This window comes from Yoonia sp. SDW83-1 (assembly GCF_046762885.1).
Lineage (GTDB): Bacteria > Pseudomonadota > Alphaproteobacteria > Rhodobacterales > Rhodobacteraceae > Yoonia.
The window spans coordinates 41771-63234 of the sequence record NZ_JBKQXO010000011.1 but is presented as its reverse complement, the minus strand read 5'-3'; the positions used below and the strand labels follow the sequence as shown (position 1 = coordinate 63234).

At 58.2% G+C, this 21464-nt stretch carries 24 protein-coding genes; 16 read left to right on the top strand and 8 right to left on the bottom strand.

Features of this window, described 5'->3' with window-relative positions; translation table 11 throughout:
• Positions 1 to 4: 4 nt before the first annotated feature.
• The gene (locus ACFWW4_RS15015; protein WP_411891599.1) at positions 5 to 1906 is read right to left on the bottom strand and encodes a type VI secretion system Vgr family protein; all 1902 of its coding nucleotides are present in this window, start codon (positions 1904 to 1906) and stop codon (positions 5 to 7) included.
• A gap of 150 nt (positions 1907 to 2056) precedes the next feature.
• Positions 2057 to 3652 carry a GMC family oxidoreductase gene (locus tag ACFWW4_RS15010; RefSeq protein WP_411891598.1) on the bottom strand — a complete coding sequence of 532 codons (1596 nt, stop codon included), beginning with the start codon at positions 3650 to 3652 and terminating at the stop codon, positions 2057 to 2059.
• Positions 3653 to 3757: 105 nt separating this feature from the next.
• On the opposite strand from ACFWW4_RS15010, the gene ACFWW4_RS15005 reads away from it, so the two are divergent.
• The 6 genes from ACFWW4_RS15005 to ACFWW4_RS14980 all read left to right on the top strand — a co-directional run bounded on the left by ACFWW4_RS15005 (position 3758) and on the right by ACFWW4_RS14980 (position 9306).
• Positions 3758 to 4987: a TRAP transporter substrate-binding protein gene (locus ACFWW4_RS15005; protein ID WP_411891597.1), complete on the top strand. Its 1230-nt coding sequence runs from the start codon at positions 3758 to 3760 to the stop codon at positions 4985 to 4987.
• A 155-nt stretch (positions 4988 to 5142) separates the two neighbouring features.
• Complete coding sequence (locus ACFWW4_RS15000; RefSeq protein WP_393927155.1) at positions 5143 to 5751, top strand: TRAP transporter small permease; 609 nt, start codon at positions 5143 to 5145, stop codon at positions 5749 to 5751.
• Positions 5751 to 7127 (top strand): TRAP transporter large permease, encoded by a 1377-nt coding sequence (locus ACFWW4_RS14995; RefSeq protein WP_411891596.1) that lies wholly within the window; start codon positions 5751 to 5753, stop codon positions 7125 to 7127. Before ACFWW4_RS15000 ends, ACFWW4_RS14995 begins: the two co-directional genes overlap by 1 nt.
• Before the next feature lie 13 nt (positions 7128 to 7140).
• Positions 7141 to 7920, top strand: coding sequence for an IclR family transcriptional regulator (locus tag ACFWW4_RS14990; protein WP_393927153.1), 780 nt, complete (start codon positions 7141 to 7143; stop codon positions 7918 to 7920).
• A 101-nt stretch (positions 7921 to 8021) separates the two neighbouring features.
• The gene (gene fnrL / locus ACFWW4_RS14985; protein ID WP_411891595.1) at positions 8022 to 8741 is read left to right on the top strand and encodes a transcriptional regulator FnrL; all 720 of its coding nucleotides are present in this window, start codon (positions 8022 to 8024) and stop codon (positions 8739 to 8741) included.
• An 85-nt stretch (positions 8742 to 8826) separates the two neighbouring features.
• A complete protein-coding gene (locus tag ACFWW4_RS14980; RefSeq protein WP_411891594.1) occupies positions 8827 to 9306 on the top strand; it encodes a pyridoxamine 5'-phosphate oxidase family protein in 480 nt (159 codons plus the stop codon).
• Positions 9307 to 9455: 149 nt separating this feature from the next.
• Here ACFWW4_RS14980 and ACFWW4_RS14975 read toward each other — a convergent pair whose 3' ends face one another.
• Positions 9456 to 9899 (bottom strand): universal stress protein, encoded by a 444-nt coding sequence (locus ACFWW4_RS14975; protein WP_393927147.1) that lies wholly within the window; start codon positions 9897 to 9899, stop codon positions 9456 to 9458.
• 63 nt (positions 9900 to 9962) lie between these two features.
• Positions 9963 to 10796: a universal stress protein gene (locus tag ACFWW4_RS14970; protein WP_411891593.1), complete on the bottom strand. Its 834-nt coding sequence runs from the start codon at positions 10794 to 10796 to the stop codon at positions 9963 to 9965.
• A 199-nt stretch (positions 10797 to 10995) separates the two neighbouring features.
• On the opposite strand from ACFWW4_RS14970, the gene ccoN reads away from it, so the two are divergent.
• Genes ccoN through ccoP form a run of 4 tightly spaced genes read left to right on the top strand, consistent with a single transcriptional unit; the run spans position 10996 to position 14477 of the window.
• Positions 10996 to 12594 carry a cytochrome-c oxidase, cbb3-type subunit I gene (gene ccoN / locus ACFWW4_RS14965; RefSeq protein ID WP_411891592.1) on the top strand — a complete coding sequence of 533 codons (1599 nt, stop codon included), beginning with the start codon at positions 10996 to 10998 and terminating at the stop codon, positions 12592 to 12594.
• 13 nt (positions 12595 to 12607) lie between these two features.
• Positions 12608 to 13372, top strand: a complete 765-nt coding sequence (ccoO, locus tag ACFWW4_RS14960; RefSeq protein ID WP_411891591.1) for a cytochrome-c oxidase, cbb3-type subunit II — start codon at positions 12608 to 12610, stop codon at positions 13370 to 13372.
• A gap of 11 nt (positions 13373 to 13383) precedes the next feature.
• Positions 13384 to 13608 (top strand): cbb3-type cytochrome c oxidase subunit 3, encoded by a 225-nt coding sequence (locus ACFWW4_RS14955; protein WP_393927143.1) that lies wholly within the window; start codon positions 13384 to 13386, stop codon positions 13606 to 13608.
• Positions 13605 to 14477, top strand: a complete 873-nt coding sequence (ccoP, locus tag ACFWW4_RS14950; protein WP_411891590.1) for a cytochrome-c oxidase, cbb3-type subunit III — start codon at positions 13605 to 13607, stop codon at positions 14475 to 14477. The genes ACFWW4_RS14955 and ccoP overlap by 4 nt, the downstream gene beginning before the upstream one ends.
• 209 nt (positions 14478 to 14686) lie before the next feature.
• On the opposite strand, the gene ACFWW4_RS14945 is transcribed toward ccoP, so the two are convergent.
• Positions 14687 to 15088, bottom strand: a complete 402-nt coding sequence (locus ACFWW4_RS14945) for a LuxR C-terminal-related transcriptional regulator (protein WP_411891589.1) — start codon at positions 15086 to 15088, stop codon at positions 14687 to 14689.
• Between the two features lie 16 nt (positions 15089 to 15104).
• Here ACFWW4_RS14945 and ACFWW4_RS14940 point away from each other — a divergent pair, with 16 nt between their 5' ends.
• The 3 genes from ACFWW4_RS14940 (at position 15105) to ACFWW4_RS14930 (ending at position 16312) form a co-directional block, all read left to right on the top strand.
• Entirely contained in the window at positions 15105 to 15473 is a 369-nt protein-coding gene (locus tag ACFWW4_RS14940) for a nuclear transport factor 2 family protein (RefSeq protein ID WP_411891588.1), read from the top strand.
• Positions 15470 to 15817: a DUF1801 domain-containing protein gene (locus ACFWW4_RS14935; RefSeq protein ID WP_411891587.1), complete on the top strand. Its 348-nt coding sequence runs from the start codon at positions 15470 to 15472 to the stop codon at positions 15815 to 15817. Before ACFWW4_RS14940 ends, ACFWW4_RS14935 begins: the two co-directional genes overlap by 4 nt.
• Before the next feature lie 63 nt (positions 15818 to 15880).
• Entirely contained in the window at positions 15881 to 16312 is a 432-nt protein-coding gene (locus tag ACFWW4_RS14930; protein ID WP_411891586.1) for a hypothetical protein, read from the top strand.
• Positions 16313 to 16316: 4 nt separating this feature from the next.
• Here the strand turns inward: ACFWW4_RS14930 and ACFWW4_RS14925 are convergent, their stop codons facing one another.
• Positions 16317 to 16553 carry a DUF2892 domain-containing protein gene (locus ACFWW4_RS14925; RefSeq protein WP_411891585.1) on the bottom strand — a complete coding sequence of 79 codons (237 nt, stop codon included), beginning with the start codon at positions 16551 to 16553 and terminating at the stop codon, positions 16317 to 16319.
• A gap of 18 nt (positions 16554 to 16571) precedes the next feature.
• Positions 16572 to 17180 carry a carboxymuconolactone decarboxylase family protein gene (locus tag ACFWW4_RS14920; protein WP_411891584.1) on the bottom strand — a complete coding sequence of 203 codons (609 nt, stop codon included), beginning with the start codon at positions 17178 to 17180 and terminating at the stop codon, positions 16572 to 16574.
• Between the two features lie 108 nt (positions 17181 to 17288).
• On the opposite strand from ACFWW4_RS14920, the gene ACFWW4_RS14915 reads away from it, so the two are divergent.
• Positions 17289 to 18158: a LysR family transcriptional regulator gene (locus ACFWW4_RS14915; protein ID WP_411891583.1), complete on the top strand. Its 870-nt coding sequence runs from the start codon at positions 17289 to 17291 to the stop codon at positions 18156 to 18158.
• Between the two features lie 560 nt (positions 18159 to 18718).
• On the opposite strand, the gene ACFWW4_RS14910 is transcribed toward ACFWW4_RS14915, so the two are convergent.
• Positions 18719 to 19840, bottom strand: a complete 1122-nt coding sequence (locus tag ACFWW4_RS14910) for a hypothetical protein (RefSeq protein ID WP_411891582.1) — start codon at positions 19838 to 19840, stop codon at positions 18719 to 18721.
• A 366-nt stretch (positions 19841 to 20206) separates the two neighbouring features.
• Here ACFWW4_RS14910 and ACFWW4_RS14905 point away from each other — a divergent pair, with 366 nt between their 5' ends.
• Positions 20207 to 20809: a TetR/AcrR family transcriptional regulator gene (locus tag ACFWW4_RS14905; RefSeq protein WP_411891581.1), complete on the top strand. Its 603-nt coding sequence runs from the start codon at positions 20207 to 20209 to the stop codon at positions 20807 to 20809.
• Complete coding sequence (locus ACFWW4_RS14900; RefSeq protein ID WP_411891580.1) at positions 20799 to 21440, top strand: hypothetical protein; 642 nt, start codon at positions 20799 to 20801, stop codon at positions 21438 to 21440. The genes ACFWW4_RS14905 and ACFWW4_RS14900 overlap by 11 nt, the downstream gene beginning before the upstream one ends.
• Positions 21441 to 21464 lie beyond the last annotated feature (24 nt).

Here is a 21464-nt window from a genome sequence, read left to right as displayed (position 1 = left end):
GTGATTATCCAGCGCTGTCTTTATTCAAATGGATCATGCCCGCGACCTGATCTATGAACCCCTCATTCAGCAGAATCTGCGAGCTGCCGTGGCGGATCACGACCGCATCGGGGGTCAGCACAATGGTACTGTTACCCACGGTGAGCGAGATTTCATCGGTCGCGGTATAGCTGACGATACCCGGCCCCGCCTCGCCCCCGTTGGCGGTGGCCTGAACCACATTGGCCGTCACGGCACGGGTCAGGGCTACATTTTCGGTCAGGTTGCCCGAATCAATATTAGTCGTCTTATGACCCGTCTGCAGGACCTTCAGTTCGTCGCCAGTCTGCAGCTCGACCTTGCGGTTGCCGTCACGCAGGAACGTGGTTTCGTTATCCAGGATCTTACGATTGAGGTCCTTTTGCGCGTGGACACGGATTTCTTCCTTACCCGCCTCATCCTCGAACATCATCTCGTTATAGCCGCTGCCGCCATGGGTATTGGTGCGGAACCCGCTTTGGGTCTTGGCGGCGGGCAGGCCGGCGCTGGGCATGCTTTTCTGGTTATAAACACAGCCGGTGACCACCGGATTATCCGGATCACCTTCCAGAAACTGAACGATCACTTCCATCCCGATGCGGGGGATGACCATGCCACCCCAGCCACCACCGGCCCAGTTCTGCGACACCCGGCAGCGCATGGATTTTGCCCCGCTCAGATCCCAGTGGAACCGGACAAGAATGCGCCCGAACTCGTCGCAGTCAATCTCGCCTTCGCCCACGACCATGGCGGTCTGCGCGCCCTGAATGACGGGGGGTTGCGTCTTGCGTTTGGGGGCCAGAGGGGCGGTATCCGGCATCAGCACATAGGACCCCGAATAGGCCATGCCGTCGCTTTCGGCGCTGCCTGATCCATAGGAATCCGAGACATAGGAATGGGTCGCGGCGAGGCAGACAAATGTCTTGCCGGTCACGCCCTTTACGGGATCACCAGTGATCGCGACCTTCATACCCGCCCCAAGGCTGGTGCAGTCACCAACCGCACGGTGGCGCACATCGCGCCCGCGTTCCTGGGCCGTGCGCAGCGCGGCGACCTCTTTCCCGGTGCCGGCATCCTGAAATCCACCGGGGAAATCGAAACTTTCGATCTGACCATGGGCAAAGGCCGCGTCGCCCATATGTTCGACTTCCATCGATGCGGTCGGATTCTTGAAGTTGTAGTCGATCATCCGGACCGCACCCGTGGTCATGTTCCTTTCCGGGGCCCATTCCCAGAAATGTTCTTCCGCCGCCTGCGATGCACCCTCGAACGGTTTGTAGAGACGGCTTTCACCAGCCACGCTGTCATGCTGTTCCAGCGTATCGGTCAGCACCAGCGTGTGCGAACCCACCGTATACGTGAAATGATAGGAAATGCCGAATTTTTCCATCATCCGCGTGGCGAAATCCAGATCGCTCTCGCGATACTGCACCGTATATTCCAGTTCCGGATAGCTCTTGGTCAGGCGGTTATCGACCGCCGGATTGCCCATGCCGCCATAGGTGGCGAACAGCTCGTCAAGGATCTGCACCACCGTCTTTTCGTGAAAAATGCGCTGGTTGCGGCGCTTGCTGGCCACCCAAAGCCACGGGCGCAGGGTCAATGTATAGCGGAACCCGTTTTCACCGACACCGGCCCATTTGGCATTCGTCACAAGCCCGTCGAAGACCCGGGGGTCGTGATTTTGGGTTTCCAGTTCGACGGATGCATGAGTGCCCACCAGTTTGTCAAAATCCAGATCCGGCTCCGGGCTCAACGCATCGACCGTGTATTCGAACAGCTTGTTAACATAGTCAGACCCGCCAAAACGCAACATGACCAGGGTTTCAGGGCCTAGTGCGGTCGTCAGACGACCCGCGCGGGTCTCTTGCGAAAAAGGAGCATTCATAAATTATCGCCTTTGGTGCAGACGTTTGAAAACATTGCAATCATACTGACATTGCCGGTGATTGTCATGCCGGAATCCGGCACTTGACAGACGGACGCAAACAACTGCTTACCTTCAGCGAAGGCTCGGATCAACAGTTTGCGGCGTCAGTCACATGTCCTGCAGGATCAAATCAGACGCCTTTTCCCCGATCATGATCGCGGGGGCGTTGGTATTGCCCGAAACGATTTCCGGCATGATCGCGCAATCCGCGACCCGAAGCCCGGCGATCCCGTGCACGCGCAGCCTTTCATCGACCACCGCATCCTTGCCCTGACCCATCTTGCAGGTGCCCGTCGGGTGATAGATCGACGCGGTGTTGTTACGGGTCCAGTCAAGCGTCGCGTCGTAGTCATTGATGTCGAGGTCTTTGTAAGGCCGGTATTCCTCCGAAATCTTCGAGGTCAGCGGCGCATGCCGGGCGATGGTGCGCGCGATGTTGACGCCAGCAACCACCGTCCGGCAATCGGTTTCGGTGGACAGATAGTTGGGGATGATCCGGGGGTAGATGCGCGGATCGCTGCTGTGCAACCTGATCTCGCCCCGGCTTTCCGGGCGCAACTGACAAACCGACATCGTGAAGGCCGAGAATTTGTCGGCCCCTTTGCCCGGATTTTCTGCCGACAGGGGCTGCACATGAAACTGGATATCAGGGGTTTCCACATCCTCGCGGGTTTTCATGAACCCTGTGGCAAGGCTGGCGGCCATCGTCATGGGGCCTGCCCGGAACATCAGGTATTTCAGCCCGATCCGGGCCTGCCCCCACAGCGAACTGACCTCATCATTTAGGGTGGGTTCGTTGCATTTATAGACCAGACGCGCCTGCAGATGGTCTTGCAGGTTCTTGCCCACGCCGGGCAAGTCATGCACCACCTCGATCCCGTGTTCGGCCAGTTGCGCGGCTTCACCAATACCTGACAGCATCAGGATCTGGGGGGAATTGATCGCGCCACCCGACAGGATCACCTCTTTGCCCGCTTTGACGGTGTGCTTGTTGCCGCTGCGGTCGGTATAGACGACGCCGGTCGCATGCTTGCCTTCGATCACAACCTTATCGACCTGCGCATGGGTGATGATCTGCAGATTGTCGCGGGATTTGACCGGGTTGAGATAGGCGACAGCCGCACTGCACCGCCGCCCGTTGCGCGATGTCAGCTGAAAGAATCCCACCCCCTCCTGCTCCGCCCCGTTGTAATCCGGGTTGAACTTGTAACCTGCGGCCTGTGCTGCGGCGACCCAGGCATCGGTGATCGGGCGCTGGATTCGCATATTCGACACCGAAAGCGGGCCCTGATCGCCGTGAAATTCATCCGCACCGCGTTCGTTGTTTTCGGCCCGTTTGAACAGGGGCAGCACATCCTCCCAGCCCCAACCGGCATTACCCATCTGGCGCCAGCGGTCGTAATCCTGCGGCTGTCCACGGACATACAGAAGACCGTTCAGCGATGATGAGCCACCCAGCACCTTGCCGCGCGGCCATTCGATGGAACGCCCGTTAAGCCCCGGATCAGGCTCGGTTTTATAGCACCAGTCGACCGATGGATTATGGATCGTCTTGAAGTAACCGACAGGGATATGGATCCACGGGTTCAGGTCGCGCCCACCAGCCTCAAGCAGGATCACCTTATTGGTCGGATCAGCGCTCAACCGGTTGGCCAGGACGCAGCCCGCCGAACCGGCGCCAACGACGATAAAATCCGCTTCCACTTCTATTCCTCCCCCGAAGTGAAAAAACTCTATGCAGAACGCCCGGACTATACTAGTGTTTTTTGAAACTAAAAGTCTCAATAATCGACATCATGGGAGGAAAACATGAAAGTCAGCAACAACCTGAGCCGTATTTCGCGGCGGGATTTATTCAAGGTAGCAGGAACTTACGGGATGAGTTCGACGCTTTTGGCGGCGGGCACATTCGGGGGGGCGATGAGCCTTGCAAACCTGGCGAAAGCCGCAGAATCGACCTATGAAAAGCGCTTTGCGAAAGAACCAAAGTTCACGCTCAAGCTGGGGGCGGCCGGTTTTAACGAACGCAACCTTCTGATCGAACGCGCCGGGGTTCTTGAATTCGCCCGTGATCTGGAAAGCCGGACAGACGGTGAAATCCGCGTCGAATTCATCGGTGACAACGCAATCTGCAACCAGTTGTCCTGCGTTGAAAAGACCCAGCAGGGCATCGTGGATATGTACTCCGCCTCCACCCAGAACTCTGCCGGTGGTGCGCCGTATCTGAACGTGCTGGACTATGCCTATATGTTCCGCAGCCGCGCTGACCAGTATTACTTCCTCTACAGCCCGAAAAGCCAGGAAGTGCTGCGTGATCCGTTCGAAAAGATGCACGGCCTGAAGTTCCTCTTCAGCCATGCCGAATTGCGCGGCATCCAGTTGGGCCTGTCTTGGCAGGATCGTGAAACGGTCACCAGCGTTGAACAGCTGGCCGGCACAAAGAACCGCGTCACGGGCACACAGCTGGGCCGCATCGCCATGCAGGCGCTGAACCTGAACCCTGTGCCGATTGCATGGGAAGAAACGCTCGATGGGCTCAAGCAGGGTCTGATCGATGGGGCCGAAACATGGGCGTCCGCCGTGGCCTACGCCAACATGTCGCCTGTGGTCAGCCAGTGCGTCGATCTGCGCTTCTTCTGCGGTACTGAACATACGGCGATGAATGCATCGGTCTTTGACAGCCTTGATGGCTATCTGCAGGACGCCGTGATGGAATCAGCCTATCTGACACAGGTCCATGTGCAGGCCGCGAACGAGGCTGCACTGGTCAACACAGTCGGCTTCTCGACCCCGCAACTGCCAGACACGATCTTTGCACAGAACAACGTGCGGATCGCCAACCTGTCCGACGATGAGATCAAGAAGGCCGAGGAAATGTGTTCGCCCGAATATCAGCCTGCCCTGTGGGAAGAATGGCGCGAGCGGATCAACGGCTGGGCCGGTGGCATCGATACCTACCAGGAGATCTACGACGAAGTACGCAACAACCCACACACCTTGGCCGAAAATGTCGAGCCACGGCGGTGGTGGAAAGCGTAATGACCGCCTAAGCTATCAAGGCCAGCCCAACCTACTGGGCTGGCCTTTTTGTCGGACGAGCCGGGCAAACCGGCCTGATATGGACGGGGGAGGCCATATCCATGTGGAGCGATTTTTTATCTATTTTCAGCGCGTTGATGGACCAGGATACGTTCATGATCCGCACCGCATTGCGCACGGATGCGGCCTGGCTGTTTGGGGGGCTTGTCACTGTCGTGGGCGGATTGCTGGTGATGTTTATCTACCGGCATGTCCCCTTTATCGACAGGCATCTGGAAAAATCCATCATGGTCTGGAGCTATCTGGCGATCGCTTTCATCATCTTCTGGGGTGTGATCGACCGGTTCATCTTCAATGATCAGGAACCATGGTCGACAACGATACCTCCCTTCCTGTTCATGATCATGGCGTGGTTCGGGGCCGCCTATAACGTGCGCCTGCGCACCCACCTTAGTTTCAACGAATTTCGCACACGCATGAGACCGACCGGTCAAATGGCCTGTCTTTGCCTTGATTCCGTCCTATGGCTTGGCCTGTCGGTGATCGTGGTGACCACGACATTGCGGCTAACAGTCAATTCGGCCGCCAACTTCCAGATCGTGCTGGGCACGGACAATGTGATGCAGTGGTGGTTCATCGCGACCATTCCACTGGCCTTTGTGATGCTGGCGGGCCGCGTTTTCGAAAACCTGGGCGATGATATCGCCCGCTACCGCAGTGGCGAGCCGCTGATCCAGCAAGCCGTCATCGGGGGAGATGTGTAATGGATACCGGAACATGGGTCACCATCATCTCAATCGGGGTGACATTGTTTTTCATGCTGGGCGTGCCAGTGCTGCTGGTCATCGCCTATTGGGTCATCGGCTGTTCCTTCGTGCTGGGCCTGACGCTCGACAATCTGGGCTCGGAATTGCTGAACGTGTTCAACAAGGGCTTTGCCCTGCTGGCCATGCCGCTCTTTATTCTGACTGGTGACCTGATCAACAAATCAGGCATTGCGCGACGGCTGTCTGACTTCGCCTATTCCTGTCTGGGCTGGATCAGGGGTGGTCTGGCGATGGCTTCGCTTGGGGCCTGCGGTCTATTCGCTGCGATCTCCGGCTCCAACTCTGCCACCACGGCCACCATCGGGTCGATGTTGCACCCGGAAATGGTCAAGGGCGGGTATGATGAACGGTTCTCGGCAGCGACGGCTGCTGCCGGTGGTACGGTCGGGATCATCATCCCTCCATCCATCATCTTCATCGTCTATGGCTTCCTGATGAACCTGCCGATTTCGGATCTGTTCATCGCCGGGATCATCCCCGGCACGCTGATGGTGCTGGGTATGCAACTGGCCTGCTTCATCATCTGCTGGCGCAATGGGTGGGGTTATCTGATCCCGCTGGAACTGGTCCGCGTGTTGAAAACGGCACTTGGTGCCTGGCTTGGCTTTTTCGCCATCGGGCTGGTGCTTTGGGGCATCTATACCGGCAAGTTTTCCCCGACCGAGGCGGCAGGCGTGACCGTCGGCTTCTGCATCATTGCCGGATTGCTGAGCTATCCGCTCAACAAGATGATGGGAACGCGGGCTGACACACCAATCGAGAAAAAGGGCTGGGCCGAAATGATCACGGTCGAGGGTTTCAAGCTCCCAGAGGTGCCCTCCATCGTCGTGCGTTCCGCGCAGATCTCCGGCATTCTGGCCCCGCTGATCGCGATTTCGGTCGTGATGCAGCAGATCTTGTCGCTGCTCGGGGCGCAGTCGGTCATCAGTGACTTTGTGACCTCTATGGGCGGGCCGACAGCGGTGCTGCTGACCGCCATGGTGATCGTGTTCGTTTCGGGCATGATTCTCGAAAGCCTGCCGGTCACGATAATTCTGGCACCCATCCTTGCGCCAATCGTCACATCAACGACACTGTTCGGGGCCGATGCGATTGACCCGGTCCATTTCTCGGTGATCTTCCTTGTGGGTGCGTCCATCGGTTTCATCACGCCGCCTTATGGCCTGAATCTTTATGTTGCATCCGGGGTGACGGGTGTTCCCTACTTCCGGCTGTTGAAATACACGGTGCCTTACCTTGTGGCGTTGATCAGCGTTTGGTTCCTCGTGGCTTTTGTTCCTGAAACCGCGTTGTTCCTGCTGCCGGAAAGATAAAAGCGGAGAGTCGATGACAGACCAGGATACTGTCGAAACCACGGGGCAAATCCCCACCAACCTCCGGCTGCTTATGCTGCTGGAGGAAGTGGCAAGGGCAGGTGTGCCCGTGACCCCATCGGCAGTGAACGAGGCGCTGGGGCTGCCAAAGCCCACGATCCATCGGCTGTTTGCCACGGCAGAGGCCGAAGGGTTCCTGCAGCGGGACATCGACGGTCGATCCTACAGCCCGGGGCGGCGCATGCGGCTGCTGGCGGTTAACACGCTGTCATCCGAACGGGTCCGCACTGTGCGTCTGGCGGTGCTGAAAAACCTGGCGACCACGGTGGGCGAGACCTGCAATATCGCCGTTCCCGAACGCGAAGGGATGTTCTACCTCGACCGGGTCGAAACCCATTGGCCGCTGCGCATCCAGTTGCCGGTGGGCACGCAGGTGCCGTTTCACTGTACCGCCAGCGGCAAGATGTATCTGTCCACGCTGCGGCCTGATTATCTCGAACGGTTCCTCAAGAACTACACCCTGACCAAGCTGACGGACAAAACCATCACCAGCCCGGCGAAACTGCAGGATGCGCTGGGCGTCATCCGCGAACAGGGATATTCGACCGACGATGAAGAGTTCATGTCGGGCATGACCGCCGTCGCGGTGCCCATTCTGGACAATCGCGGCCGGCTTCTGTCGACGCTGTCGATCCATGCCCCTGAACAGCGCCGCACGATCGCGGACCTGATTGCCCATCTTGATGGCCTCAAGGCGGCGGCGGCTGAACTCTCAACCATCGCAGGGCAATAGGCCGCTGACAGCCTGCGACATTGTGCAGGGCGAAGACCCTTGGTATTCCGCGCAAAACTACGCAATACTCGCGCCAACCAACATCGCAGGGGGACAGATACGTGACGCTTGCCGTTCCAAAACTCAAATCCTGTGAGGATTGCCCGATCCGCTACAACGCGGTCTGTTCCAAATGTGAACCGGATGAGCTCAATAGCCTCGAAAGTATCAAATATTACCGGTCCTACTCCGCCGGGCAGCCGATCTTTTTTGCAGGCGATCCGCTGGAGTTTGTGGCCTCTGTTGTCTCTGGGGTGGCCAGCCTGACGCGGACAATGCCCGACGGGCGGGTGCAGATGGTCGGGCTGTTGCTGCCTGCCGATTTCATGGGTCGGCCCAACCGTGACACGATTGATTGCGATGTGGTGGCTGAAACCGATGTGATGTTGTGCTGTTTCCGGCGTAAACCCTTCGAACGGATGATCGAGGACACGCCTCATGTCGGCCAGCGCCTGCTGGAAATGACCCTCGATGAACTGGACGCAGCCCGCGAATGGATGCTGGTGCTCGGACGCAAGACGGCACGGGAAAAGATCGCCTCGCTCCTGCATATGATCGCCACGCGGATGGCCTCGCTGAAGCCAGGGCAGACGGCGCAGGCCACATTTACCCTGCCGATCACCCGGGAAACCATGGCGAACTATCTTGGGCTGACCATCGAAACCGTCAGCCGCCAGATGTCGGCGCTGAAAAAGGATGGGCTGATCGCCTTCGACGACCGGCGCGACATCACCGTACCCGACCTTGAGGCGCTCAAGGCCGAAACTGGCGAGGACGCATAGTTTATCCCACCTTCCACGCGTTTCCATGGAACGCCGTCGCATCTTTCCCGTTGTCCTTCAAACCACCTGAAAGAGGACGACAATAATGACTGACCTGAGGAAAGAATTCTGGAAGCGGATCGACGATGTGCGTGCGGGCATGTTGGGGGTAAAGGGGCAGGGACGCCTTGTCGCGATGTCGCCGCAGGTCGATGATGACTATCGCGACCAGATTTTCTTTATCACCGCCAAAGGCACCGATCTGGCAAAGGCCGTTGAAACGGGTGATCAGACCGCTCAATTTGTTGTGGCAGACGCCGATTCGGGTCTCTACGCTGATATCGAAGGCACCCTGCGCCGGTCGGTCGACCGCGAAGCGCTGGATGAAGTCTGGAGCTTTGTTTCAGATGCGTGGTTCGAAGGCGGCCAGCATGACCCTGACGTCTGCTTGCTGCAATTCACCCCGGCACATGCTGAGGTATCGGTCACCAACACGAGCGGCGTGAAATTCCTGTATGAAATCGCAAAGGCCAATCTGACCGAGGAAAAGCCGGACGTTGGATCGCAAGGCACCGTCACATTCTGACGGCACCGGCACAATCAGCCTGACATCAAGATCGAACGACCCGCTACCTGAGACAGGCTGGGGGTCGCCCCGCTGAACACCGCGTCGCGCTGGCGCGGTGCAAATCACATTAAAAATGGGCCAGCCGACCTGCCTGACAACGCCTGATGCTAGACCACCGTCAGGCAGGCGCAGTGGGCGTGATGCTGGATGCGCTGCGAGGTGCTGCCCAGAAAAAGGCTGGCGACTGATCCGAGGCCGCGCCTGCCTGTGACAATCAGATCGGCGCCACTCTCCTTGACGACTTTCAGCACCTGACGCACCGGATCGCCGATATGCAGGTCTGTCTGCGCCTCGCATCCGGCCTCCTTGGCTATGGCCGTTGCTTCATCCAGGATCTTCTGGCCTGCTTTCTCAAGTTCATCATGGCTCGGGGCCGTCAGCAATTCGTGATAACCGGCAGGCCCACCAACGATAAACGCTGTCGTTTCGGCCTGCGGCGCATGCACGATGATCAGCTTGGCCTGGTTCGGCTTGGCAATCTGGCAGGCAGCTTTGACGGCGTTCTTGGCGCAGTCAGAGCCATCCACAGCAACGACGATTGTGTCAAACATAGTGGTCTCCTTGGTTATTGTTGTCTGGCGGGACGCATGCAGATCCATCCTGCTCCCCGGCGATCAGCGGGACATCAGGATTGGCCGGTCCGCCCTTTCCAGCAGACTGCGGGTCGCCCCGCCGAAAACGGCCTCGCGCAGGCGCGAATGGCCATAAGCCCCGCTGACGATCATCTGCGCGCCAACTTCGCGGGCGCGTCGCAGCAGGATTTCACCGACATACGGTTCGGTCTTGGCCAGAACGACCACTTCCGACCGTGTGCCGTGACGCATCAGATACTGGGCCATCGCCCCGCCCGGGTCTGACCGGTCGGCAGCATGGGTGGGTGGGTCGATGATGCAAATATCGGCCACTTCGGCCTGTTCCAGCAGGGGCAGGGCGGCGCGGGCGGCGGCCAATGCCTCTGCCCCGTCATTCCAGCCCATCAGCACATGACCGCCCGCGTCGGGTGCCTTGCAGCCTTTGGGGATCATAAGCACTGGCCGCTCGGCGGCAAACAAACACGCCTCCACCAGGGTAGAGGCTTCGGGATTGTCCTGATAGGGGCGGGGCAGAACCACCAGATCGGAAAATCGCAGCTTGCGCGCAAGAAAGCCAGTCAGCTCCGGCCCCTGTACCGTGGCGGCATGCATGGCCCAGCGGACCAGTTCACCTTGCATCCGGTCCTTTAGCCAGGCCTCCAGCTTCTCGCGTTGTTCCATCGCGTCGCGGGTCTGTTCGGCAACTAACAGGGCCTCGGTGCCCATATAGTAGTTGTGATTTTCGGTGTGACTGACCGTTACCACATAGATATCCAGATGCGCCCCCATCCTGTCGGACAGGGCTATCGCGGCATCAAGGCCTTCGGTCGACTGATCGGTATCGGTCAGAATCGTCGCAATAATTTTGTACGCCATAATCGGCACTCCCCAAGCAGGTCGTTTCGGGGGGCGATCGTTCGCGCAAAACCGCTCCTTATAAATCAACATGGCAGAGCAAGGCGCGCCCTGTCTTGATCCACATCAAAGACTGGGGGCGCCGCAGGATTCCATAAGACCCTCACGAGTTATCAGTCGGACCCCTGGTATTGGTGCGGCGAAGGAAGGGAAATCTCTTATGGGGAACTACATCAAGCTTGCAGCGCTGGGGTGCATCACCCTGTTCGCTGCAATCGCGGCGAATTGGGGGCGAGACGTATCCTATGTCGTGCATGCCGTCATCATCATGCTTGTGGCCGGCTTTATGTTCTTGCGCGTGCTGCGCCAGACAGATGATCCGGTCAAAGCCGTTGCAACAGATGGGTACATGGATGACGTCATACGCGCTGGGGTCATCGCCACAGGGTTCTGGGGGGTCGTCGGCTTTCTTGTCGGAGTTGTCATCGCCTTCCAACTCGCGTTCCCCGTACTCAATTTCGAGGTTCTCCAACCGTACGGCAACTTTGGCCGCTTGCGCCCGCTGCACACCAGCGCGGTGATTTTCGCATTTGGGGGCAACGCCCTGATCATGTCGTCCTTCTATATCGTACAGCGCACCTGCGGCGCGCGGCTTTGGGGCGGTAACCTGGCGTGGTTTGTCTTCTGGGGCTACAACCTCTTTATCGTACTGGCCGCGACGGGCTACCTGCTGGGGGCCACCCAATCCAAGGAATACGCAGAGCCTGAATGGTATGTTGATCTCTGGCTGACCATCGTCTGGCTGGCCTTCCTTGCCGTCTATATGGGCACGATCTTCAAGCGGACAGAAAAGCACATCTACGTCGCTAACTGGTTCCTTTTGTCCTTCATCATCACCGTGGCGATGCTGCATGTGGTCAACAACATCTCGATCCCCGTCAGCATCTGGGGCAGCAAATCCGTGCAGCTGTTCTCCGGCGTGCAGGACGCCATGACCCAATGGTGGTACGGGCATAACGCAGTGGGCTTCTTCCTGACTGCCGGTTTCCTTGGCATGATGTACTATTTCGTGCCGAAACAGGCCGGACGGCCCGTCTACAGCTACAAGCTGTCGATCATCCACTTCTGGGCACTGATCTTTCTCTATATCTGGGCCGGTCCACACCACCTGCATTATACAGCCCTGCCTGACTGGGCGTCGACCCTTGGCATGGTGTTTTCGATCATTCTGTGGATGCCCAGCTGGGGCGGCATGATCAACGGCCTGATGACCCTGCAAGGGGCCTGGGACAAGCTGCGCACCGATCCGATCATCCGGATGATGGTGATCAGCCTGGCGTTCTACGGTATGTCCACATTCGAAGGGCCGATGATGTCGATCCGCGCCGTCAACAGCCTGTCACACTACACAGACTGGACCATTGGGCACGTCCATTCCGGGGCCTTGGGCTGGAACGGCATGATCACATTTGCCGCCCTTTACTTCCTCACACCGAAACTGTGGGGGCGGGCGCAGATGTATTCGATGTCCGCCATCAACTGGCACTTCTGGTTGGCGACCATCGGCATCATCCTCTACGCCGCATCCATGTGGGTGACCGGCATCATGGAAGGACTGATGTGGCGCGAAGTCGATGCCAACGGTTTCCTCGTGAACAGCTTTGCTGACACCGTCAGCGCCAAATTCCCGATGTATGTGGTCCGTGGGCTGGGCGGGGTGCTTTACCTGACCGGCGCGCTGATCATGGCCTGGAACATGTGGATGACGATCCGGGGGGGACAAAAGGTCTCTGCCCAGGTCGGCGTCCCCGCAGAATAAGGAGGGCTGAGATATGTCTGATACAACACCAAACAGCAGCGGCCCTGCCAAAGGCTTCCTTGCCAAACACAGCATCCTCGAACGCAGCCCGACGCTGTTGCTCATCTCCTCTCTTCTGGTGGTGACAATCGGCGGGATCGTGGAAATCGCACCGCTCTTCTACCTCGAAAACACAATCGAAGAGGTGGACGGCGTGCGGCCCTACAGCCCGCTGGAACTGGCCGGGCGCGATATCTACGTCCGCGAAGGGTGCTATGTCTGCCACAGCCAGATGATACGGCCCATGCGGGACGAGGTCGAACGTTATGGGCACTACAGCCTCGCGGCGGAATCCATGTATGACCACCCGCACCAATGGGGGTCCAAACGGACCGGGCCTGATCTGGCCCGGGTCGGTGGCAAATACTCTGATGACTGGCACGTGGATCACCTGATCAAACCGCAATCGGTTGTGCCGGAATCGATTATGCCCGGCTACGCCTATCTGCTCGACACGATGATTGACGCACAGATGGCAGCAGATGTGGTCTCGACCCATGCCTTTATCGGGGTGCCCTATACCGAAGAAATGGTCGAAATCGCCGCCGCCGATGTGCTGGCACAGGCCGACCCGGAGACCGAGCTTTATGACGATCTGCTCGAACGTTATCCGGGCGCACAAATCCGCAATTTCGACGGCGAACCGGGGGTGTCTGAAATGGACGCGCTGATCGCCTATATGCAGGTGCTGGGCACGATGGTCGATTTCTCGACCTTCACCCCAGACGCCAGCCGGTAGGGAGAGAAAAGATGGATACCTATTCACTCCTGCGCGAAATCGCCGATAGCTGGGTGCTTCTGGCGCTGTTTCTTTTCTTCCTTGGCACGATTGTCTGGGCCTTCCGGCCCGGCAGCCGCAAGGTCCACAGCGACATTGCCAATATCCCCTTCCGTAACGAGGACCGGCCAGGCTGCGCAAACGATTGCGCCGACTGTGCGTGCAAATCATTCAACATCGAGGAGCTGCAACCATGAGCAGCCAGGACAAAAAAGACATTGATGATGTCACCGGCATCGACACAACCGGTCACAGCTGGGACGGGATCAAGGAACTCAACAACCCGCTGCCGCGCTGGTGGCTCTGGTGCTTTTATCTGACCATCATCTGGGGGATCGGCTATACGATCGCCTATCCGGCATGGCCGATGATCAGCGGTGCGACCGCCGGGGTTCTGGGCTACTCCACACGGGGTGAGGTCGCCGAAGACATCGCGCGGTTTGAAGAGGCGAATGCCGAAATATCGGCGCAACTCGCCTCCGCAGACCTGACCACGCTCAGCGACAACCCAGAGCTTCTGCGCTACGCCAGTTCCGCAGGTGCGGCTGTCTTTCGCAACAATTGTTCGCAATGCCACGGGTCGGGTGCGGCGGGTTTCACGGGTTATCCCAACCTTCTGGATGATGACTGGCTGTGGGGCGGGGATTTCGACAATATCGAATACACGATCCGCCACGGCATCCGGAACGAAGAAGACTGGGATGCGCGCTATTCGGTCATGACCGCATATGACGAGGTTTTCAACGATGAAGAGGTGGACGCCACCGTGCAATATGTTCGCCAGATCTCTGGTCAGGACCACGACGCCACACTGGCCGCAGCGGGGGAAGAACTGTTCCTGAACAATTGTGCGGCCTGCCATGGCGACAACGGTATGGGCAATTACGACCTTGGCGCACCCAACCTGACCGACGCCATCTGGCTTTACGGCGGGGATGAGGCATCGCTTGAAGAAACCGTGCGCTATGCCCGTTTCGGCGTCATGCCGCCCTGGGGCGAACGGCTCAGCGAGGCCGAGATCAAGGCGGTCACCGCCTACGTCCACCAGCTTGGCGGCGGTGAATAGGATCACCCACGTACCATCTGTTCGCGCATAGGTACGGAAAGTGAAGGGAAGGGCGCCCAGCACCAGGGTGCCCTTTTCTTATGGAACATAGGTGGCGACCGGCAGCAAATCCTCTCCGAGGATTTGGCTTCAGACTTTCGGCGAAAGTCTGACACCGCGCGCCGCACGGCCTCCATCCTTGGATGGATTGTGCCATGTTCAAACGCCCCCTAATCTGACCGCACTTTATGCGCTGCAGCCATCACCGCACTGCGCGATGGCAGTTGCAGCGCCTGCAATATCGCATGAACGTGGTCCTTTACGGTGGCAATGGAAATCCCCAGCTCTGCGGCAATCGCCTTGTTTGACATCCCGTCGATCAGAAGCCCGGCAACCTCGCGCTGGCGGACCGTCAAACCCGCCAGAAACTGCGTGTCCCGCGCAGGCTCTGTCACTGTCACCAGCGGTGCGCCGATCACATCGCTTGCCGCCAGATCGATCCGCAGGCGCATGCCCGGCCGGGCAATCGGTGCCAACGCATCCAGCGCGCCTGCAGGTATCGCACCCGTCTCGCCCTTCATTTCCTCCAGCGCCTTCGCCAGCGCGGCCAGAACTGCTGGTTCCAACGCCATCTTTTAAGGACCTCCAATGACCCAAATGCCCCTTGAGATCACCAATTTCTTCCTCGCAATGCAAGCCGGGCCGCATGGGCTCGATATGCTGGCGGACATGTTCGCCCCCGACGCCGACTACTGGGAACCTTTCTCGGGGCAAACCGCGCCGCACAATGGGCGCGCTGCCATCATCGCCGCCTTCGCTGCCAGCCGCAGCGACGCCTTTGACGACGCGGTGATCACCCTCGGCGCGGTCGAGGTCGACGGCAATCAGATTACCGTCCAGTGGACTTGCATTTCGCAAGCCATCCCCGGCGGGCGCGGCAGCGGGACCAACGTCTTTCAGATGAAGGACGGCAAGATCGCCTCGCTGAAAACAACGCTGGATCAGGGGCAGCCATGAAAAACCCGGACGTCGACATCTGGCTCACGGCCTATGACAACCCCATGAAACCGGTCGTGGCCGCCATGCGCGACGCCATCCTCGCCGCCGATCCGCGCGTCGGTGAATGCATCAAATGGCAGGCCCCCACCTTCACCTACAAAGGCATGATCGCCAGTTTCTTTCCGAAGTCGAAAAAACACGCCTCGCTGATGTTCCACAAAGGGGCCGAAATCGCAGGGAACTTCCCCAACCTGACCGGCGACGGGAAAGAGGCGCGCAGCTTCAAGGTCAGCGACCTCGATGATCTCGTGACCAAGCACGATGAACTACAGGCGATCATCCGGACATGGTGCGACCAGTAGGACGCGGTTGGCTAAGCAGGCGACCATCAGCTAGGCTGGCAGCGCCCAACACAGGAGGCCGCCATGTCGACCGAAGAAAAGATCAAACTGACGACTGCTATTGTCGGGATCGCAGGGCTGCTCTTCGGGATCATCCAGTTCATTCAGGTCCAGTCCATCGCCGCCGCCCGGCCTTATCTTGAGAAGAAGCTGGACTGGTGCGAAAGGGCTGTCGAAACCGCCGCAAAGATCGCCACCGTTCCAGAGCCTGCCGCCGAAGATCTGCTGCAGTTCTGGCAGCTTTACTGGGGTGTCATGGGCCTGATCGAAAACGAGGCTGTGACACAGGCGATGGAGGATTTCGGCGAGGCTCTCAATACGCCCGCGCTTGCGCCGTCGCGCGCAAAGGACGCCCCCGACCACCAAGAAGCGCGTACAGGCCGGTCAATCGCACTCGCCCATGCCTGCCGGGCCGAACTGGCCGCCGAATGGTCGACCAGCTGGACACGGCAATAGAGCCTCAGGCCTTCTTGCTCGACAGCCCCAGCATGTAGTACATCCCGCAGCGGCTGACGGCGCCGGTCATGAACCAGGCGGTGCCGAACACCGTCATGACAATGGCCGCCACCTGCGGAACGGCAATCACGCCGATCCACGGCAGGACTGCAAGGGCGGCGCCGGAAATGATGCGGAACACCCGGTCAATCGGGCCGACATTGGGATCAAAGCTGTAGGTAAAAAGTTTCGAGATTTTCATGTTATTTTCTCCTTGGGTTCAGGCTGCTGTGCTCGTCCGGTCTTCGCGGTAGGGCAGGTCAACCGCCATGGGGGCAAAGGCCTCATCCACAGGGGTCAGGGCGATCTGGTTGGCATAGTTGCTCATCACCTTGGCCGCGATGCAGGCCACTACATCCAGCGCCTGCGCCCGGCTGTAGCCCGCATTCAGAAACGCATCGAGTTGGCTTCGGGCCATGCGCCCCTGATTGCGCAGCACCAGCAAGGTAAAGTCGCGCAGGGCCTCATGCTTGGGGTCCTCGAAGGCGAGGTCCTTGCGGATGGCCTCCAGCTGTTCATCGGTGTTTTCAAAGAATTCCATCTTTCCGATTACCGTATGGGCGGCCACGCAATACTGGCAGGCATTGGCATGGGCGACAGTGGTCTGGACGATGTTGATCGCCTGCCGGTCCAGCGTCCCATATCCCAGCAGGTTCTGTTGCAACTGCCAGTATGACAGCAGCAAGGCAGGGCTTTCGGCCAGAATACCGGCCAGATTGGGCACCATGCCGAAATTGTCATGATACCAGTCCAGCGCCGGGCGGGATGCCTCTGGCGCGCTGGTCAGATCGTGAATGGTAAAGTTGCGTTCCGTCATATGCTTAGTCATCGGATGGTCCTTTCGGTTGATGCAAATTCAAGCTAGGTGGACCGTGAACGGATCAAAACACGCAATATTGCGTTGCACATGGGCCAAAATTGCACCACCCTGCGACCCATGAGAAACGACTGGAACGACCTGCAAATCTTTCTGGCCCTCGAACGCGAAGGCACCGCGCGCACCGCCGCCAACCGGCTGAAATGCAGCCATTCAACCATCTCGCGCAGGCTCGATGCGCTCGAAACCCGCTTTGGAACCAAACTTTTTGACCGGACGCCTGATGGCTTCACCGTCAACGCCTCCGGCGCGCGCATCCTCGCCCGCGCGCAACAGATCGAGGCCGAGATGCTGGAGCTTGAACGCTCTGTCATCGGCGATGATATCCGGCTGCAGGGCGACATCCGGCTGACCGCCCCGCCACCGCTGATCGAATTCCTGCTGTTCCCGATGCTGCGGGACTTCCGCGATCAATACCCGCTGATCAATATCGAACTGGTGCCCAGCTACGGCTATGCCGACCTGTCCCGACGCGACGCCGATATCGCGATTCGGTTCTCTGACAAACCGGACGATCACCTCGTCGGGCGTCGCCTGCCCCCATTCCGCGACAGCATCTATGCCACCCCTGATTACATCGCGGCCCACTGGCCCGATGGTCAGCCGGAATGGATCAGCTGGGCGGACAGCGCGGCCTTTGCCAAACATATCAAGGCGACGCCGTTTCCCAAGGCCCCCATCAACTGGCGCGTCCCTTCGCTGCACCTACAGGCAGAGGCTGCGGCTCAGGGCCTCGGCATGGCCTCGCTGCCAATCATGATGGGCGACAACAACCCCCGCCTCGGCCGCGTTCCCGACGCCGGGGTACAGGATGGGCGGCCAGCATGGCTGTTGACCCATCCTGACCTGAGGCGCATGGAACGGGTCCGCGTCTTCGCCAAATTCCTGGCCGAGGCCATCGTCGCCAAATCCGATTTCATCGGGGGATAGGCCCGGGACGGATCTTGAAAAAGTCGAAGGTCAGATGGTTTCGGCTGTCATTTCATCAGCCAATTGTGGCTGCACCCATCGCATTACATGTCGGCATTGAGCCGATTGTGTTGAAAAACTCGAAAATCTGACGACCGCATTTTTCTGCCAATATCCATTGCAATGGCCAACTTGAAAGCAAATGCCCTGCGGCGGCGCTGAGAGCTTCGGACATTGCGAATTCTGGTCTTAGGCCGACCCCCTCGCCGAATTTTCGGATAGGCCTCCTACGGGGAAGTATTTTACCTGTTTTCGCGAATACTGGAGTTTTTCAAGAGTATCAGCCCACTTTGGCGGATGCTGCACATCACACCAACGTCCGCTCATCAAAGCGCGGCCAAAACGTGACAAAATCAAAGTTAGTTTTGCCGAGGGTTTGTGGCACAAAGTTTTCCAGAGGTTTCGGTATGCAGCCTGCCGGTGCCAAAACTCATACGTTTTGGCAAGGGCGACAACGGCCGTTTTTGCACCACTCCATTGATGGGTTCGCAATCCAAAGACGAAATGCTGCGGCTGAACAATTACGTACTGGACAGAAGGCGCTTGTCTATGAGGAAGTAGTGGAGGCTGTATTCCTGCGATGCATCGAATGCGATTGTTGGAATGGGAAGAATTGCTGATTGGACAGACAGTCGTAGGCGATAGTTCTCTATGCTGCCGGGTTGATTATCTGAGAGAGATGCATCGTACGCGCTATCAACTGCCGCCTGCGCGCTCGCTACGTCATCAGGAATGCTCATCACAAAGATTGCAAAGGCCTTCTCAGTCACATGCTTCATTGACGCAAAACACCTTCCAAGGTCAAAAGTTATGTCGGTGCGTCTTTTGATTTGACCAAGAACCCATGCACATTCCCGCTCGATCTGCTCAACCTCGCCAAGCAGCTTCGCGTCTATCCCGTTTGCCGATCTATGAACATGAATACGAAACTCGTCAAAATGCTGATCGGCCAGCTCAATAAAATGCACAAGTCGATCCAGGTTCAATGACTTGGCCTCGTCGCTACCCAAGACATACAGCATGCGGAAAAGGTCAACGACCAACGTGCTTAATCCCCGCGCCATCGTTTTGGAGACGCCGCCGGTGACGCCATACAACTCCTGACGGATCTTTTTCGGTAGGTCCTCGAACATGTCCTCTATTCGAGAATTTGCTCCACTCTGGTCCGAAAGGCGCTGTAGGACGCCAGCCATGAATGCAGGAGTGAGGTCATTGGAAAAACTTGGGTCGGCCAGTAAGCGAGCCAGCGTCGGTTCAGTGATTGCACGGAAAAGTTCCTGCATCGACGGAGTTCGGTGCTCAGGATCAGAATGAGAGGCGAGCATAGCGGATGTAACCTTCTCCGCATTCATGTCGCTCGCGATGACATCAATTGCTTCTGGAAGTCCGGCTAAAACCATTTGCTCGTAGAGAACTGGCGCATCTACTGGCAGGTCTCGGACAAACCCTCGGAAGGTTTCTTGCGCGTCTCTCTCCAACGTTGCTGCGAGCGAACTCATCGACGCGGGCTGATCGCGCAATATTTCTTTGAGCACTTTCTCAACCGAGACGCTTGCCTTGAGTGCGTCCAGGGTGCTTGGTTTCGCGGCAAATCCACCAAGTGCGATGACCAGCTTGACGCCGTTCAAAATCGGATTTGACAATTCGTTCTCCTAGAGCGCTAAACGTGATTGGAAACCTAATACCATGATCGCGTGTACTGTGGCGAGGTACGCATATCAAATGTAACCACAATCAACCCTAGGACGATTGGCGGACGAGTGACATTAACGACTGTTTTTGGCAGCGTTCATTTTCCAACAGCGGACTATGGAGCAACCGCAGCGGACTGGTGCTTTGTCCCGCACAACAGCCCTTCACCCAAGAAAAACTGGGAAAACAGGACAGGCTGGCCACACTGAAAACGTCCAGGAAATTGCTTCGTTTTAGTCAATGGTCCGCGACGTCTCACGGCTACTCAAACATCTTGCCATTTCTAAACACTTGTATATAAATACACTCGTATAGAAATGGCACGTCCCAAATCATATAACTGGCAAGACGCCGTCACCCGCGCCTGCATGGCATTTTGGGAGCATGGCTACACCGCCCTAGGCGTACGCGCGTTGGAAGCACAGACCGGCCTGAACAAATTTGCCATCCGCACCGAATTCGGCGGCAAGGAGGGGCTGTATCTGGCCGCCCTCAACCATTATCACACAGCCGCCAAAGACACGGTTCTCGCCCCTTTGAAAACGGGCGGTATTGCCGCGATTGCCCAGTTCTTTCGGGGACTCGTTACGTCTGGGTCCATCAACTCCAGCGCATGGGGGTGTTTGATGGTCAACACAGGCATCGAAAACGCCGAGATCAATAGCGCCGCCTTGCAACAGGCGTCTGATGCCTATTGGACCGACCTGCAAGACCACTTTTGTATGGCCCTGACCAACGCGCGAACAAAGGGTGAGATTGCGCCAACGCGCGACATTGATGATGCGGCACGCGGCCTCGTCTCTGCCGTGATGGGCATTCACACCGCGAACCGCGTCGGCAAATCGCATGAGGCCGGGCGGCACCTCGTTGCCTTGGTCCTTGATCTGCTCAAAACATGGGAGGTCGCGGATGCCGACTGAACTGACCGCGTTCACACCGATCACCGGGTTGGATGGTTTTTACACCGCAACCAGGGGCGGCCTGCGCTGCAATGCAATCCGGCTGAACACCGGCGATCTGTGCCTTTACAGCCCCGTTGCGGGTCTGGGTGACACAGCAATGGCAAGCCTTGATGCAATCGGCAAGGTCGCGTTTCTGTTCGCGCCGAACCAGTACCACAACAAGGCGCTCGTGGAGTATGCGCGCCGGTTTCCCGATGCGCGGCTGATCGCACCGCAGGCCTGCCACGCGCGGTTGCAAAAGATCACCGGACTGACGTTTGAAAGTACATCAGGTATCGAACAGGCCTTGCCTGAGGACATTCGGCTGGTGGCGCCCCCAGGGTTGAAGACTGGCGAGGTCTGGGTCATCGCTCCCGGTGCATGGTTGGTCGTCGATGCATTCGCCGGGGCGAAGGGTGATGGCGACAGGGCGCAATTGCTCAAGACGTTCCCCCGATATGGCGTTGGTGATCGCGGGATTTATGCGGCCTGGATGCAGGATCATCTCAAGGTCGCACCACCAGCGCTGCTGGTACCCTGCCATGGCGGTCTGGTGCAGGCGGCGGACCTGCCCGACCAGCTGATGCAGCTGATCAATCAGATCACATGACCCGTTGCCACAAAGGTTAACGGC

Bases quoted from the DNA above. Each gene is read 5' to 3' on its own strand.
- ccoN (WP_411891592.1), top strand. From the start codon at position 10,996: ATGGGGAACTACATCAAGCTTGCAGCGCTGGGGTGCATCACCCTGTTC.
- ACFWW4_RS14935 (WP_411891587.1), top strand. From the start codon at position 15,470: ATGAAAAACCCGGACGTCGACATCTGGCTCACGGCCTATGACAACCCC.
- ccoO (WP_411891591.1), top strand. From the start codon at position 12,608: ATGTCTGATACAACACCAAACAGCAGCGGCCCTGCCAAAGGCTTCCTT.
- ACFWW4_RS14980 (WP_411891594.1), top strand. From the start codon at position 8,827: ATGACTGACCTGAGGAAAGAATTCTGGAAGCGGATCGACGATGTGCGT.
- ACFWW4_RS14905 (WP_411891581.1), top strand. From the start codon at position 20,207: ATGGCACGTCCCAAATCATATAACTGGCAAGACGCCGTCACCCGCGCC.
- ACFWW4_RS15015 (WP_411891599.1), bottom strand. From the start codon at position 1,906: ATGAATGCTCCTTTTTCGCAAGAGACCCGCGCGGGTCGTCTGACGACC.
- ACFWW4_RS14940 (WP_411891588.1), top strand. From the start codon at position 15,105: ATGACCCAAATGCCCCTTGAGATCACCAATTTCTTCCTCGCAATGCAA.
- ACFWW4_RS14920 (WP_411891584.1), bottom strand. From the start codon at position 17,180: ATGACTAAGCATATGACGGAACGCAACTTTACCATTCACGATCTGACC.
- ACFWW4_RS15005 (WP_411891597.1), top strand. From the start codon at position 3,758: ATGAAAGTCAGCAACAACCTGAGCCGTATTTCGCGGCGGGATTTATTC.
- ccoP (WP_411891590.1), top strand. From the start codon at position 13,605: ATGAGCAGCCAGGACAAAAAAGACATTGATGATGTCACCGGCATCGAC.
- ACFWW4_RS14945 (WP_411891589.1), bottom strand. From the start codon at position 15,088: ATGGCGTTGGAACCAGCAGTTCTGGCCGCGCTGGCGAAGGCGCTGGAG.
- ACFWW4_RS14915 (WP_411891583.1), top strand. From the start codon at position 17,289: ATGAGAAACGACTGGAACGACCTGCAAATCTTTCTGGCCCTCGAACGC.
- ACFWW4_RS14970 (WP_411891593.1), bottom strand. From the start codon at position 10,796: ATGGCGTACAAAATTATTGCGACGATTCTGACCGATACCGATCAGTCG.
- ACFWW4_RS14990 (WP_393927153.1), top strand. From the start codon at position 7,141: ATGACAGACCAGGATACTGTCGAAACCACGGGGCAAATCCCCACCAAC.
- ACFWW4_RS15000 (WP_393927155.1), top strand. From the start codon at position 5,143: ATGATCCGCACCGCATTGCGCACGGATGCGGCCTGGCTGTTTGGGGGG.
- ACFWW4_RS14975 (WP_393927147.1), bottom strand. From the start codon at position 9,899: ATGTTTGACACAATCGTCGTTGCTGTGGATGGCTCTGACTGCGCCAAG.
- ACFWW4_RS14900 (WP_411891580.1), top strand. From the start codon at position 20,799: ATGCCGACTGAACTGACCGCGTTCACACCGATCACCGGGTTGGATGGT.
- ACFWW4_RS14925 (WP_411891585.1), bottom strand. From the start codon at position 16,553: ATGAAAATCTCGAAACTTTTTACCTACAGCTTTGATCCCAATGTCGGC.
- ACFWW4_RS14995 (WP_411891596.1), top strand. From the start codon at position 5,751: ATGGATACCGGAACATGGGTCACCATCATCTCAATCGGGGTGACATTG.
- ACFWW4_RS14955 (WP_393927143.1), top strand. From the start codon at position 13,384: ATGGATACCTATTCACTCCTGCGCGAAATCGCCGATAGCTGGGTGCTT.
- ACFWW4_RS14930 (WP_411891586.1), top strand. From the start codon at position 15,881: ATGTCGACCGAAGAAAAGATCAAACTGACGACTGCTATTGTCGGGATC.